Source organism: Actinoplanes sp. NPDC048988 (assembly GCF_043197815.1).
In the GTDB taxonomy this organism is placed as follows: domain Bacteria; phylum Actinomycetota; class Actinomycetes; order Mycobacteriales; family Micromonosporaceae; genus Actinoplanes.
The window spans coordinates 447,761-460,621 of the sequence record NZ_JBICTW010000001.1; the positions used below are offsets into that span (position 1 = coordinate 447,761).

Annotated in this window: 16 protein-coding genes and 1 pseudogene; 3 read left to right on the top strand and 14 right to left on the bottom strand. The window is 70.1% G+C overall.

Going from position 1 to position 12,861, the window contains the following annotated elements; genetic code table 11:
- Position 1: 1 nt before the first annotated feature.
- Positions 2 to 1,189 (top strand): aminotransferase class V-fold PLP-dependent enzyme, encoded by a 1,188-nt coding sequence (locus ACGFJ7_RS02150; RefSeq protein WP_360241988.1) that lies wholly within the window; start codon positions 2 to 4, stop codon positions 1,187 to 1,189.
- 90 nt (positions 1,190 to 1,279) lie between these two features.
- Here the strand turns inward: ACGFJ7_RS02150 and ACGFJ7_RS02155 are convergent.
- The 13 genes and pseudogenes from ACGFJ7_RS02155 to proS all read right to left on the bottom strand — a co-directional run.
- Positions 1,280 to 1,591, bottom strand: a pseudogene (locus ACGFJ7_RS02155) (murein hydrolase activator EnvC family protein); the annotation flags it as partial.
- 54 nt (positions 1,592 to 1,645) lie between these two features.
- Positions 1,646 to 1,969 carry a DUF2469 domain-containing protein gene (locus ACGFJ7_RS02160; RefSeq protein WP_097318465.1) on the bottom strand — a complete coding sequence of 108 codons (324 nt, stop codon included), beginning with the start codon at positions 1,967 to 1,969 and terminating at the stop codon, positions 1,646 to 1,648.
- Complete coding sequence (locus tag ACGFJ7_RS02165) at positions 1,966 to 2,781, bottom strand: ribonuclease HII (RefSeq protein WP_360241993.1); 816 nt, start codon at positions 2,779 to 2,781, stop codon at positions 1,966 to 1,968. The genes ACGFJ7_RS02160 and ACGFJ7_RS02165 overlap by 4 nt, the downstream gene beginning before the upstream one ends.
- Positions 2,781 to 3,224: an NUDIX domain-containing protein gene (locus ACGFJ7_RS02170; RefSeq protein ID WP_360241996.1), complete on the bottom strand. Its 444-nt coding sequence runs from the start codon at positions 3,222 to 3,224 to the stop codon at positions 2,781 to 2,783. The genes ACGFJ7_RS02165 and ACGFJ7_RS02170 overlap by 1 nt, the downstream gene beginning before the upstream one ends.
- A 44-nt stretch (positions 3,225 to 3,268) precedes the next feature.
- Positions 3,269 to 3,910, bottom strand: coding sequence for a signal peptidase I (lepB, locus tag ACGFJ7_RS02175; RefSeq protein WP_360241999.1), 642 nt, complete (start codon positions 3,908 to 3,910; stop codon positions 3,269 to 3,271).
- On the bottom strand, positions 3,907 to 4,794 hold the full coding sequence (lepB, locus tag ACGFJ7_RS02180) for a signal peptidase I (RefSeq protein ID WP_392640326.1): 888 nt from the start codon (positions 4,792 to 4,794) through the stop codon (positions 3,907 to 3,909). The genes lepB (ACGFJ7_RS02175) and lepB (ACGFJ7_RS02180) overlap by 4 nt, the downstream gene beginning before the upstream one ends.
- A 95-nt stretch (positions 4,795 to 4,889) precedes the next feature.
- Positions 4,890 to 5,246: a 50S ribosomal protein L19 gene (gene rplS / locus ACGFJ7_RS02185; protein WP_360242002.1), complete on the bottom strand. Its 357-nt coding sequence runs from the start codon at positions 5,244 to 5,246 to the stop codon at positions 4,890 to 4,892.
- 123 nt (positions 5,247 to 5,369) lie between these two features.
- Positions 5,370 to 6,128, bottom strand: a complete 759-nt coding sequence (trmD, locus tag ACGFJ7_RS02190; protein WP_360242005.1) for a tRNA (guanosine(37)-N1)-methyltransferase TrmD — start codon at positions 6,126 to 6,128, stop codon at positions 5,370 to 5,372.
- Positions 6,128 to 6,694 carry a ribosome maturation factor RimM gene (gene rimM, locus ACGFJ7_RS02195; protein ID WP_360242008.1) on the bottom strand — a complete coding sequence of 189 codons (567 nt, stop codon included), beginning with the start codon at positions 6,692 to 6,694 and terminating at the stop codon, positions 6,128 to 6,130. Before rimM ends, trmD begins: the two co-directional genes overlap by 1 nt.
- A gap of 3 nt (positions 6,695 to 6,697) precedes the next feature.
- Positions 6,698 to 6,955 carry an RNA-binding protein gene (locus ACGFJ7_RS02200; RefSeq protein ID WP_014447131.1) on the bottom strand — a complete coding sequence of 86 codons (258 nt, stop codon included), beginning with the start codon at positions 6,953 to 6,955 and terminating at the stop codon, positions 6,698 to 6,700.
- The gene (rpsP, locus tag ACGFJ7_RS02205; protein ID WP_360242011.1) at positions 6,933 to 7,448 is read right to left on the bottom strand and encodes a 30S ribosomal protein S16; all 516 of its coding nucleotides are present in this window, start codon (positions 7,446 to 7,448) and stop codon (positions 6,933 to 6,935) included. The genes ACGFJ7_RS02200 and rpsP overlap by 23 nt, the downstream gene beginning before the upstream one ends.
- A gap of 170 nt (positions 7,449 to 7,618) precedes the next feature.
- On the bottom strand, positions 7,619 to 8,275 hold the full coding sequence (locus ACGFJ7_RS02210; RefSeq protein WP_360242014.1) for a DUF402 domain-containing protein: 657 nt from the start codon (positions 8,273 to 8,275) through the stop codon (positions 7,619 to 7,621).
- The gene (gene proS / locus ACGFJ7_RS02215; protein WP_360242017.1) at positions 8,275 to 9,681 is read right to left on the bottom strand and encodes a proline--tRNA ligase; all 1,407 of its coding nucleotides are present in this window, start codon (positions 9,679 to 9,681) and stop codon (positions 8,275 to 8,277) included. Before proS ends, ACGFJ7_RS02210 begins: the two co-directional genes overlap by 1 nt.
- Positions 9,682 to 9,756: 75 nt before the next feature.
- Between proS and ACGFJ7_RS02220 the strand changes: the two genes are divergently transcribed.
- Both ACGFJ7_RS02220 and ACGFJ7_RS02225 read left to right on the top strand, forming a co-directional pair.
- A complete protein-coding gene (locus ACGFJ7_RS02220; RefSeq protein WP_360242020.1) occupies positions 9,757 to 10,263 on the top strand; it encodes a SigE family RNA polymerase sigma factor in 507 nt (168 codons plus the stop codon).
- Entirely contained in the window at positions 10,253 to 11,593 is a 1,341-nt protein-coding gene (locus ACGFJ7_RS02225) for a PQQ-binding-like beta-propeller repeat protein (protein WP_360242023.1), read from the top strand. Before ACGFJ7_RS02220 ends, ACGFJ7_RS02225 begins: the two co-directional genes overlap by 11 nt.
- Here ACGFJ7_RS02225 and ACGFJ7_RS02230 read toward each other — a convergent pair.
- The gene (locus ACGFJ7_RS02230; RefSeq protein WP_360242026.1) at positions 11,583 to 12,659 is read right to left on the bottom strand and encodes an amidohydrolase family protein; all 1,077 of its coding nucleotides are present in this window, start codon (positions 12,657 to 12,659) and stop codon (positions 11,583 to 11,585) included. The genes ACGFJ7_RS02225 and ACGFJ7_RS02230 overlap by 11 nt on opposite strands.
- Positions 12,660 to 12,861 lie beyond the last annotated feature (202 nt).

Genomic DNA, 12,861 nt, shown 5'->3' on the forward strand with positions numbered 1-12,861 from the left:
GGTGAGCGCCGGAGAACCGCCCGCAGCCCTTCCCGGCGCCCGTCTTCTCTTCTCGCTCGACCCGGGCGTGTCCTATCTCAACCACGGCTCCTTCGGCGCCGTCCCGATCGGCGTGCAGCGCGCCCAGCAGCGCCTCCGCGACGAGGTCGACGCCAACCCGATGGCCTTCTACGCCGGTGCGGGGCTGATGGACCGGGTCGTCCATACCCGACGGCACCTCGCCTCCTTCCTCGGCGCCGACCCGGACGGCAGCGCCCTGGTCGCCAACACCACCACCGGCGTCTCCCTCGTCCTGCAGTCCGTGCGGCTCGAGTCGGCCGACGAGGTGCTGCTCACCGATCACGGTTACGGCGCCGTCGCCTTCGCCGCCCGCCGGCAGTGCCGCCGGGCCGGCGCGACCGCCCGGACCGTCGCCCTGCCGCTCGGGGCGAGCAGCGCCGAGGTCGTCTCGCGGATCCGAGCCGCGCTGCGGCCGGGCAAGACCAAGCTGCTCGTCGTCGACCAGATCGCCTCGGCCACCGCCGCCTGCCTCCCGGTGCGGGAGATCGTCGCCGCCGCCCACGAGCACGACATCCCGGTGCTCGTCGACGGCGCGCACGTGCCGGGGCAGCTGCCGGTCGAGGTGGCCGCGATCGGCGCCGATTTCTGGGTCGGCAACCTGCACAAGTGGGCTTTCGCCCCGCGCGGCACGGCCCTGCTCTCCGTCACCCCGCCGTGGCGGCGGCGGATGGAGCCGCTGGTCGTCTCGTGGGAGCAGGATCAGGGCTATCCGGCCGCCGTCGAATATCAGGGCACCATCGACTACACGCCCTGGCTGGCCGCCCCGGCCGGGCTTTTCACGCTCCGCACGCTCGGCTGGGAGGCCGTACGCCGCCACAACGCGGCCCTGGCCGCGTACGGCCAAAGGGTCCTGGGTGAGGCTCTGGGCGTGACCGATCTTCCCCACCCGGGCCACCCGGAGGTCGCCATGCGGATCGTGCCGCTGCCGTCGGGTCTGGCCACGACCGCGCCCGAGGCGTTCGCGCTGCGGACCCTGATCAGCGAGAAGCTGGCCACCGAGACCGCTGTGAACGCCTGGGGCGGGCGCGGCCTGCTCCGGCTGAGCGCGCAGGTCTACAACCGGGCCGAGGAGTACGACCGGCTGGCCGAGCGGCTGCCACAGCTGTTGCATGGCTTGAAGCGGCAGTAACCGCACCCGGCCCAGGCCGAGCAGCGCCAACGGGTCGAGGTAGAGCTCACCGCGCCGGAGACCCCAGTGCAGGCCCGGGTGACCGGCCTCCAGGGCGCCGATCACCGCGCCGCCCGCCACCACGTCACCCCGGGCCACCGAGGCGGTCACCGGCTCGTACGTGGTCCGCAGGCCACCGGCGTGGGCGATGCTCACGACGCCGCGCCCGGCCAGCTCACCGGCGAACACCACCGTCCCGGGGCCGGCCGACAGAACGGGCGCGCCCGGCGAGCCGGAGAGATCGACCCCGCGGTGACCGGCCAGCCACGGTTGCGCGGGCGGGTCGAACCGGCGCACCACCGTGGGCGCCGCCAGGGGCCAGCCGAAGGACAGGACGGCGAGCAGGAGACCGAGGAAAGGCATGGCCGAAACCCTGCCGCCTCCCCAAGGTCGAAAAAAGGGGCTGTGGATAACCCGCTAGTTGCCGAAGCCCGCGTCGTCCGGCAGCGAGATGTCCGGCTTCTCCAGCTCTTCCACGTTGACGTCCTTGAAGGTCATCACGCGGACGTTCTTGACGAACCGGGCCGGCCGGTACATGTCCCAGACCCAGGCGTCGTGCATCTCGACCTCGAAATAGACCTCGCCGTCCGAGTTACGCACGTGCAGATCGACCTGGTTGGCCAGGTAGAAACGGCGCTCGGTCTCCACCACGTAGGAGAACTGGCGGACGATATCGCGGTACTCCCGGTAGAGCTGCAGCTCCATCTCGGTCTCGTACTTCTCGAGATCCTCTGCGCTCATCGCTTTTCGCCCTCCATGGCCTCATCTTCCCCCACACACGGCGACGGCTGAGGCTGGTCGCCCGACGCCACGCCGACGGTACCCCCAACGACGCCGGATGGCGCAAACAGTACCGGCGGGGCCTCGGCCGGAACGGGGCGGCGGGCCCGGGGCGGCCGGTTGCCGCGCCCGGAGGCCGCGGCCACGTTCACGTACGAGAACCGGTGTTCGGCGCACGGCCCGTGCTCGCGCAGGGCGGCCGTGTGCTCGTCGGTGATGTAGCCCTTGTGCACGGCGAACCCGTACGCCGGGAACTGGTCGTGCAGTTCGACCATCAGCCGGTCCCGGGTGACCTTGGCCAGCACGCTGGCCGCCGCCACGCACGCCGCCACCCGGTCGCCTTTCCACACCGCCAGGCCGGGGGCGCCCAGGCCGTCGACCGGGAACCCGTCGGTCAGCACGTACTCCGGCGGGGTGGCCAGCGAGGCCAGGGCGCGGCGCATCGCCGCGAGGTTGCACACGTGCAGGCCGCGGGCGTCGACCTCAGTGGGCGGGATGATCACCACCGACCAGGCCAGGGCCCGGGCCACGACCTGGTCGTAGACGCGCTCGCGGGCGGCCGCGGTCAGCAGTTTGGAGTCGGCCAGCTCGTCGATCTCGCCGCGCTTGCCCTCGGGCAAGATCGCGGCGGCGGCCACCAGCGGGCCCGCGCAGGCGCCCCGGCCGGCCTCGTCGGCCCCGGCCACGTGGCGGAAACCCCGGCGCTGGAGCGCGCGCTCCAGCGCGTACAGACCGCCCTCGCGGCGGACCACCGTGCGGGGAGGAGACAGCATCACAGGCCCCGCAGCAACTTGGGCAGCTCGACCGGGTAGATCAGCTCCGAGCTGGCCTCGATCTCCTCGGCCGACCACCACCGGTGCTCGGTGATGGTCTCCTGCTCGTCGTCGTCCATGCCGGCCATGTCGATCTGGATCTCGGTGACCCGCAGCAGGAAGAAGTCTTGATCCTGCCGATAGTCGCGGCCGCTGTAGCTGAACTCGCTGACCTCGCGCCAGTACGAAGACCCAAGATCGGCGGGGGACACGCGCAGACCGGTCTCCTCGAACAACTCGCGCGCAGCACCCTCGGCCGGCGATTCGCCGTCAAGAAGACCCCCGCCGGGGGTGAACCACCAGCGATGGCCCGGACGGGCCGGGTCACCGCCGTGCAGCAGCAGGGTGCGCCCGGCCTGATCGACGAGGAGCACCCGACCGGCGCGTCGGTTGATGACGGTCACGCGAACAAGCCTATTGCGCCCGGCGTGGATCTTACGACCGGGTGTTACTTCGCATCGGGGATGGCGTCGAAGCCGTCCGGCACCGAGAGCCAGGTCGCGCGGCTGACCGGCCAGAAGACCGTGAAGGCGCGGCCGACGACCGAGTCCTCGGTGATCGTGGCCTGGGTGATGTCGTGGTCGCTGTCCTGGTAGTGCTCCAGGGAGTCACCGGACGCGGCCCGGTGGTCGCCCATCACCCACAGCCGGCCCTCGGGCACGACGACGTCGAAGTTGGTGCTCGCCGGCGGGTCCTGGGTGCCGTCGGAGTCCTTGTAGATGTACGGCTCGTCGAGCGGCACGCCGTTGACGATCAGCTTGCCGGTGCCCGTGTACTGCACGTGGTCGCCGGGGGTGCCGATGATGCGCTTGATGAAGTCCTCGCCCTCGGCGCCGGACTGCCACTCCTTGGGCGCCTCGAACACGATGATCTCGCCACGCTTCGGTTCCCGGAAGTCGTAGACGAGCTTGTTGACGAGCACCCGGTCGAGCACGTTGAGCGTGTGCTCCATCGAGGGGGACGGAATGTAGAACGTCTGCAGCACGAAGGCGCGGACCAGTACGGCGACGAGGATCGCCACACCCAGGAGGATCGGAAGTTCGCGCCAAAAGGAACTTTTGCGCTTCGGCTCCGTCTGCTCGTCAATCACGATGGGAGCCTACGACGCCGAATCGAGAACGGCAGTCCGGAACGCGCGGATAACGCCCCACTTAAGAGAAAAGGAAGTGCGAAAAGTTCCGTCGAAGGACTGTTCCGGCGCTCCGGGAGGCCGGCCGCGGTGGGGTGGTTCTCGGCGTACGTCTTCCACACGTCGGGCACCGAGAGGCTGGTGAACCGGCTGCTGGGCCAGACGATCACGAAGGCCCGGCCGATCACGTTGTCGATCGGCACCGGCCCCTGGCATCGGGCGTCCTGCGAGACCTCGCGGTGGTCGCCCATGACGAACATCTCACCCGGTGGGACGGTGACCTCGGTGAAGCGCCGGCTGGTGCACTGGTTCGGGTTGGGCGGCTGGTTGAGGTCGGAGTTGAAGCCGTCGGCGATGTACGACTCGTCGATCCCCACGCCGTTGACGGTGATCCGGCCCTTGGCGTCGCAACAGGCCACCTTGTCGCCGGGCAGCCCGATCACCCGTTTGATGAAGTCGCGCTCACCCGGCCGGCTCACCCCGACGAGGTCGCCGACGGTGCGGCCGAGCTTGGCCACGAACGAGTTGCTGACCTCTTCGGTCACCTCGGGGGCCCAGTTGTCGGTGCCGCGGAAGACCACGATCTCGCCGCGGACCGGGTCGCGCATGTCGTACACGACCTTGTTGACCAGGACCCGGTCCTTGATCTCCAGGGTGCTCTGCATCGACCCACTGGGGATGTAGAAGGCCTGCACCAGGAAGGTGCGGATCAGCACGGCGAGACAGAAGGCCACGATCAGCAGGAGCGGCAGCTCCTGCCAGAGCGGCATCTCCTTGCGCCGGATCATGGACCGCCGCCGTCGCTCGGACGGCCGGTAGCCCTCCATCGGTTCCACGCTTCGCATCTCCCGCCGCCGACCGAAACCGCCCCGGATACAGCACTACCGCCCGAGTATCTCCCTAGGGAAACTTACGGGCGGTAGCACAGGATCGATCAAGATCAGACGGTCTGCTTCTCGCGAAGCTCCTTGATCTTGGCCTTCTTGCCGCGGAGCTCACGCAGGTAGTAGAGCTTGGCGCGGCGGACGTCACCGCGGCTCACGACCTCGATGCGGTCGATGGCCGGGCTGTTGATCGGGTAGGTCCGCTCGACACCGACGCCGAAGCTGATCTTCCGGACCTTGAAGGTCTCCCGGAGGCCGGCGCCCTGCCGGGCGATCACGACGCCCTGGAAGATCTGGACGCGGGAACGGTTACCTTCGACGACTCGCGCGTACACCTTGAGGGTGTCGCCGGCCCGGAAAGCGGGAATGTCGGTGCGCTGCGACTGGGCGTCGAGAGCGTCCAGCGTGTTCATCGCTGCATCCTCGTACTCAAAGGCGCACCGGGAGTTCGGTGCGCGGCGGGTGATCCTGGCCCCTCACCACTTCAAGGAGCCCTCGATCCCACCCCACGGCGCGGGGCGAAATCGGCAACCTCCCTACTTTGCCACAGAGGGAGGCGTGATCTGAAATCCGCCCTCGTCCAGAGCCGCCCTGTCTTTTTTGTCCAAAAGTTCCGAAGGGTACGCCGCCATCATGTCCGGCCGGCGGGAGGCAGTCCGCAGAAGGCTCTGCGACCGGCGCCACCGGGCAATTCGCCCATGGTCTCCCGATCGCAAAATTTCCGGAACTTCCCGATCGCGCCACGAAGCAGGTTTCGTGTAAACGGGCGCTTCGAGCAAACCGGCCGAGTGCGACTCCTCATCCAGCGACGAGGCGTTCCCCAGCACCCCGGGCAGCAGCCGGGTGATGGCCTCCATGATCACGATGACCGCGACCTCGCCACCGAAGAGCACGTAGTCACCGAGTGAGACCTCGAGCACCGGCATCCGCGCGGCGGCGTCGTCGATCACCCGCTGATCGATGCCCTCGTACCGCCCGCAGGCGAAGATCAAATGATCGAGAGAAGCCAGGGAGTACGCGTCGGCCTGGGTGAACGGCTTGCCGACCGGCGACGGAATCACGAGCGTGCCCGGCCCGACCGCGTCGAGGGCCTGCCCCCACGGCTCGGGCCGCATGACCATGCCGGGCCCACCGCCGTACGGCGTGTCGTCCACCGTCCGATGAACGTCGCTGGTCCATTTCCGCAGATCGTGCACGTCCACGGAGAGCAGCCCGGTCGATCGCGCCTTGCCGATCAGCGACAGCTCGAGCGGCGCGAAGTACTCCGGGAAGATCGAGATGATGTCGACGCGCATCAGAGGTCCAGCAGGCCCTCGGGCAGATCGACGACGATGCGCCCGCCGGCGAGGTCGACCGTGGGCACGATCGCGCTCACGAACGGGATCAGCGCCGTACCGCCGTCGGTCTTCTTCAGAACGATCAGATCCGAGGCCGGCGCATGATCGATGCGAGCCACGTCGCCGTAGACGAAACCGGAAGCGGACTCGACCCGCAGGCCGACCAGCTGGTGGTCGTGGAACTCGTCCGGGTCGTCCGGCGCCGCGATGGCGGAGCTGTCGACCTGGAGCCACACCCCGCGCAGCGCCTCGGCGACGTTGCGGTCGTAGACGTTCTCGAACTGGGCGATACCGCGGCCTTGATGCCAGCGGATCTGCTCCAGCACGAGTTGCTTGGGCACTTCATATTTGGCACCGGCGGGAACGGCCGCCGGGCCGGTGCTGACACGGCGGTCCTTGGGGACCTCCGTGACGAACACCGACCCGGGGACGAAACGTTCTTCCGGTTCATCGGTACGCACGACCACCGAGACCTCGCCCCGGATCCCGTGCGGCTTACCGATCTGGCCGACTACTAGAAGCATCGATCAGTACGCGTCGACGATGTCCACGCGGATGCCGCGCCCACCGATCGACCCGATGACCTGCCTCAGGGCCTTGGCCGTACGCCCGCCGCGCCCGATGACCGTACCCAGGTCCTCGGGGTGCACGCGGACCTCGAGCCGCTTGCCGCGGCGCGAGTCGACCAGTCGGACCCGGACGTCGTCCGGGTTGTCGACGATGCCCTTGACGAGGTGCTCCAGCGCCGGCCGGAGCGCCCCGTCAGCTCGCGTCGGCGCCGGCACCGGCCGGGTCCTCTGCGGTCTCGGCGACGGCCTCACGGTTGGGCTCGTCGGGCTTGGCGGCCTTGGTCTGCGCCGGCTTGGCCTCGGCGGCCTCCGGAGCGGCGGCGACCTTGTCAGCCTTCTTGGGGGTCTTGGCGGGCGTCTCGGCGACACCGGCGGCGGCCTTGGCCTCAGCCTCGTACACCTCGGCGCGGCTCTGCTTCGGCTCGGCCACCAGCAGCGGCGGCGGAGCCGGCAGGCCCTTGAACTGCTGCCAGTCGCCGGTCTTCTCCAGGATGCGCTGCACGGCCTCGCTCGGCTGCGCGCCGACCGAGAGCCAGTACTGCACCCGCTCGGACTTGACCTGGATCACCGAGGGGTGTTCCTTCGGCTGGTAGATGCCCACGTACTCGATGGCACGGCCGTCGCGCTTGGTGCGCGAGTCGGCAACGACGATGCGGTACTGCGGGTTGCGGATCTTGCCCATCCGCAGAAGCCGGATCTTTACGGCCACGGTTGTCTTCGCTCCTGAATGCGTGAGTTTTTGAGCCGACGGCCACCCACGTGGGGTTGCGGGGACCGATGTCTCGCTGGACTGGCTGCACCGGAGGGTTAGAGGGCGCTCCGGTGTACCGACCAAGGAACCATTCTGCCAGATGACCGGCGGTGACGGGAAACCGGGCGTCAAACGCGCGCGACGACCGGCCGATCCCAGCCCTCAGGCAGCGCGACGGGGGTCTCCCAGGACGGATCGGGCTGGAACTCGGTCCACGTGCCGTCGAAGGGGAACTCGGCCGCCTCGATCTGCTTGATCACGCGGTGGCCCTCGGCCCAGACGGCGCCCGGGTCGGGCACCCAGTAGAGCTCGGGGCTCTCCAGGCGTTCGGTGAACTCGTCCTCGTCCTTCCACTCCCACTCGAGGTCGGAGGAGACAACGATGTCGAGGTCCTGGTCGATCACGTCGATGCCGGCCACGTCACCGTCGTCCCAGCGGACGGCGCCCTCTTCCAGGTTCACGTAGTAAGCCGCAAAATTGTCCAGTTCGTCCCGGAAAAACCAGACAGAGTGTGAAGCGTCGCGCGGAAAGAACCGCAGCACTCCCGGCCCACGCCACTCGGCGAGCTGAAGAGAACGCGGCGCCGCGATCCAGTCGGCGAACGAGGGGAAATCCCGCGGGCCCCGCCCGTCAAGAGCCGTCTCCACGGCGATCACGGACGACTCGGCCACCCACAGGAGCAACCCGCGGTCGTCGTCCGACACGACGCGGCCGGGGTGCACGAAACCCAGCCGGCCGCGGTGCGTGTCACGGTGCAGGACCAGACGGCCCGGAGCGAACGCCATCAGTAGGAGCGGGCCAGGATCGCGACCAGGCCGTCCTCGTCGCCCGAGTCCGGCATCGAGCCGTCCTCGCGGACCAGGCAGCGCACGGTCACGGCCTTGCCGTTGGCCTCGGCCTCGCCGTCCTCGCCGACCGCCGACCACGGCACCCGGGCCCAGCCGGTCTGCGCCGCCTCGATGGCGTCGCCGAGCGTCTTGACCTCGACCGTGTTGGCCGCGCGGAAGGCCAGCGCCTCGTCGTAGAGCCGCTGCTGGTCGGCCTTGAGCGCGCTGGTGACCGCGCCCACCACGTCGCCGATCGCGGTCGGCGTCTTCGAGCCGTCGACGCGCCGGGCGATCGTGACGTTCCCGGTGGCCAGGTCGCGCGGGCCGACCTCGATACGGATCGGGATGCCCTGCAGCTCGGCGTCCACCGCGCGGCGGCCGAACGGCACGTCGGAGCGGTCGTCGAGCTTCACCCGTACACCAGCCGTCTTGAGGTCCTTGACCAGCTGAGTCGCGGCCTCGGCCACGCCCTCCCCGGCCTTGACCACCATGACCTGGACCTGGACCGGCGCCATGACCGGCGGAAGCCGCAGGCCGTTGTCGTCGCCGTGCACCATGATCAGGCCACCGAGCATGCGGGTGGACGTGCCCCACGAGGTCGTCCACGCGTGCTCGACGCCGCCGGCGGCCGACGAGTAGGAGATGTCGAACGCCTTGGCGAAGTTCTGCCCGAGCTCGTGCGACGTGCCCATCTGCAGCGCCTTGGTGTCACCCATCATGGCCTCGACGGTCATGGTGTTGGTGGCGCCGGCGAAGCGCTCCTTGCGGGTCTTGCGGCCCGGCACGACCGGGATGGCCAAAAAGTCCGTCATGAACGCCTCGTAGACGTTGCGGTGCACGTCACGGGCGTGTTCGCGGGCGTCGGCCTCGCTGGCGTGGGCGGTGTGGCCCTCCTGCCAGAGGAACTCGGTCGTCCGCAGGAAGGTCCGCGGGCGCAGTTCCCAGCGGACCACGTTGGCCCACTGGTTGAGCAGCAGGGGCAGGTCACGGTACGAGTCGACCCACTTGGCCATGAACTCGCCGATCACGGTCTCGCTGGTCGGGCGGACCACCAGCGGCTCGGCCAGCTCCTTGCCACCCGCGTGGGTGACCACGGCGAGCTCCGGCGAGAAGCCCTCGACGTGGTCGGCCTCGCGGCGCAGGTAGCTCTCCGGGATGAAGAGCGGGAAGTACGCGTTCTGGACGCCGGCCTGCTTGATGCGGGCGTCCATGTCCGCCTGCATCCGCTCCCAGATCGCGTAACCGACCGGTCGGATGACCATGGTGCCGCGCACCGGGCCGTTGTCCGCCAGTTTCGCCTTGGCGATCAGGTCCTGGTACCAGCGAGGAAAGTCCTCCGCACGCGGAGTGAGCACTCGAGCCACGAGGCGACATTCTAGTCAGGGGTCGCGCAACCACTCCGACAGGCATCCCGTGTCCTAGGTGGAAGGGCGGTGCGGATGACGGCCACAGACGATTTCGACGACTTCTACCGGGACACCTCGCGACGGCTGGCCCGGTACGCGTACGGCCTCACCGGCGACGCCACGGAGGCTCAGGACCTTGTGCAGGAGGCCTATGCCCGCGCCTGGCAACGCTGGCGACGGTTAGCCGGCTACGAGAACCCTGAGGCCTGGTTACGCCTGGTGGTCAGCCGTCTGGCCACGGATCGGTGGAGACAATTGGGGGTACGCCGGAGCCGGCTCCGAAACGCACCGGCGCCACCACCCGCGCCGCCGCCCTCCGAGAACACCGTGCTGCTGGTGAAGGCCATGCAGACCCTGCCCGCCATCCACCGCCGGGCGCTCGCCCTGCACTATCTGCTCGACCGTTCGGTGTCCGAGATCGCCGCCGAGACCGGCACCTCGACCGGCACCGTCAAGTCCTGGCTGTCCCGCGGCCGGGCCGGCCTGGCCGCCGCCCTGGGCCCCGTCCCGGCGAAGGAGGAGAGCCACGATGCCCGCTGACCTCGACGAGCTGCTCACCGGTCTCGGCCGGGCGGCCGACACCATCCCGCTGGCCGGCGCCGAACAGGCCCGCCGGCGCGGCCGGCAGCGCACCCACCGGCAGGCGGCCTTCTCGGCGGCCCTCGCGGTCTGCCTGGTCGCGGTCGGCGTGGGCGCGGTCGTCTCCCGCCCCCGGCACGACGCCGACCGGACGATCTCGCCGACCCCGTCGAGCCGGGTCCTGACCGAGGTCGGCTCCCCGGTCGACACCGGCGGCCCCGCCTCGTCGGTCGGCCAGGCGGTCGGGGACGGGAAGCTGTTCTCGGCCTGGACGACGCCGGGCGGCGAGATGCGCCTGAACGCGGCCGACCTGCACACGGGGGCGGTGCTCTGGACGTTCACCGAACAGGCCGCCGGCGCCGTGACCGACGTCCGCGCCCTGCCGGACGCGGTGATGGTCCGGGTGGAGAGGTCGGTCGCCTTCTACGATCCGGCGACCGGCAGCCCGATCCGCCGGTTCCGGGTCGGCGACGCCGACGAGCTCATCTCGTACGGGAAGGTCATGGTCCGCCGTTGGGCCTCGAACGGCGAGGTCGTGGCGAGTGACGTCCGGACGGGGCAACCGGTCTGGTCGGACACCGCGAACCCGGCGGCCCGGCTCCTGGCGGACGGTGACCGGCTGATCCAGGTGACGGAGGCCGGCAAGATCCTGGTTCGCGACGCGGCCAAGGGCACGCTGCTGCGGACGATCACGCCGGCCGGGCCACCGGGCACCCAGTACGTGGTCGCCGGCGGCCGCCTGTTCACCGAGACGATCCCGTGTTGCGACACCGCGGCCTACCGGGTCGTCTCGTCCGACCTGACCACCGGGAAGTCGGAGGTGATCCTGAGCGGCGGGCCGGCGAAGTTCGCCGGCATGGACGCCTGCGGGACGAATCGGATCTGCGTCCTGGACGCCGGGCCGGCCGGCGCCGGGCGGGTGACCGCGGTCGACGTCGTGAGCCATAGGCAGCTCTGGCGGAAGGCGGCACCGGACAACGCGTCGGCGATCTCGGCCAGCGGCGAGAACGTGCTCGTCGGAGGCCCGGGCGCGGAGACGGTGCTGCTGCTGGCCGCGGACGGATCGTCGGCGTTCCGCACGCCCGACACCAGTGTGGGCTGGCTGGGCACGGATGCCCTCCTGATGATGCCGGCCACGGCGGCCGGCTCGGTGATGACGTTCCGCATCCCCGACCGGCAGCTGACCCGGCTCGGCGACATCCCGCGGCGGATCGGCCCGTGCGTGAACACCGCCGACCGGCTGGCCTGCCCGACCGACGACAGCCTGCGCCTGTGGAGCCTTACCGGATGACCTGACCGCGCAGCACGATGCGGCTGGGCGCGCGCACGACCCGCAGATCGCGCCGGGGGTCGGCCTCGTAGACCACCAGGTCGGCGAGGCCACCCTCGACCAGCCCCGGAAAGCCGAGCCATTCCCGGGCCCGCCACGAGGCACTGGCCAGGATCTCCTCGGCGGGCAGGCCGGCCTCCTCGAGGATCAGCATCTCCTCGGCGACCAGCCCGTGCCGGATGCCGCCACCGGCGTCGGTGCCGACATAGATCGGAACGCCCGCCTCGTACGCCGCCCGCACCACCGACGGAAACCGGTCGCGCAGCTCGATCATGTGATCGGCGTACCCGTCGAACTTCCCCCGGGCCTGCTCGGCGATCTTCCCGAACGTCCTGATGTTGATCATCGTGGGCACGAGCGCGGTCCCCCGCCGGGCCATCTCGTCGATGAGGTCGAGCGACAGCCCCGTCCCGTGCTCGACGGAGTCGACCCCCGCCCGCACCATCATGGCCACCCCCTCTTCGGAGAAGGTGTGCACAGCGGCCCGCACGCCGGCGGCGTGCGCCGCCTCGACGGCCGCGGTCATGGTCGCCTCGTCCCACGACGGCGCCAGGTCGCCGGCCCCCCGGTCGATCCAGTCCCCGACGATCTTGACCCAGCCGTTCCCGGCCTTGGCCTGCTCCGTCACCGCCTCGGCGACACCGGGCGCCTCGACCTCGATCCCCACCCCGCGCAGATAGCGTTTCGGCGGCGCCACATGCCGCCCGGCCCGGGCCAGCCGCGGAATCCCCGCCTCGTCATCCAGCTCCGGATACGGAAAGGGCGACCCGGCGTCCCGCAGCGCGAGCACTCCCGCGTCCCGGTCCCGCACCGCCAGCTCCCGGGCCTGATCAAGGCTCTCGATCGGCTTGGCACCCAGAGCGATCCCCAGATGGCAGTGCGCATCGACCAGCCCCGGCATCACGAACCCACCGTCGCTGACCGTCTCCGCGCCCTTGACCGGCTCGAACGTGACCCGATCCCCCACCAGCCAGAGATCTTTCACGTCCCCCTCGGGCAGGACGGCCCCACGTACATGAAAAGCCATACGACAGTCCTACCCGATCGAGCGTTCATCCGCGGGGACGGTTGTGGCTCCTGACCCGATCGACGATCCGTCATCGCCATTGGCGCACGACTAGGCCGCGGCCGAGGGCTGCGCGTTCGGCGTGGCGGGTGCCGGCGCCGCCACTGTTTCAACCGGCTGAAGCCTGCCCGGTGGACCTGCGGGCGACGGTGTGTGTGACGCC

Coding starts and splice junctions, on each gene's coding strand:
- ACGFJ7_RS02160 (WP_097318465.1), bottom strand. CDS start 1,969: ATGAGCGCAGAGGATCTCGAGAAGTACGAGACCGAGATGGAGCTGCAG.
- ACGFJ7_RS02165 (WP_360241993.1), bottom strand. CDS start 2,781: ATGCTGTCTCCTCCCCGCACGGTGGTCCGCCGCGAGGGCGGTCTGTAC.
- lepB (WP_392640326.1), bottom strand. CDS start 4,794: ATGCGAAGCGTGGAACCGATGGAGGGCTACCGGCCGTCCGAGCGACGG.
- rplS (WP_360242002.1), bottom strand. CDS start 5,246: ATGAACACGCTGGACGCTCTCGACGCCCAGTCGCAGCGCACCGACATT.
- trmD (WP_360242005.1), bottom strand. CDS start 6,128: ATGCGCGTCGACATCATCTCGATCTTCCCGGAGTACTTCGCGCCGCTC.
- rimM (WP_360242008.1), bottom strand. CDS start 6,694: ATGCTTCTAGTAGTCGGCCAGATCGGTAAGCCGCACGGGATCCGGGGC.
- ACGFJ7_RS02210 (WP_360242014.1), bottom strand. CDS start 8,275: ATGGCGTTCGCTCCGGGCCGTCTGGTCCTGCACCGTGACACGCACCGC.
- ACGFJ7_RS02220 (WP_360242020.1), top strand. CDS start 9,757: ATGACGGCCACAGACGATTTCGACGACTTCTACCGGGACACCTCGCGA.
- ACGFJ7_RS02225 (WP_360242023.1), top strand. CDS start 10,253: ATGCCCGCTGACCTCGACGAGCTGCTCACCGGTCTCGGCCGGGCGGCC.
- ACGFJ7_RS02230 (WP_360242026.1), bottom strand. CDS start 12,659: ATGGCTTTTCATGTACGTGGGGCCGTCCTGCCCGAGGGGGACGTGAAA.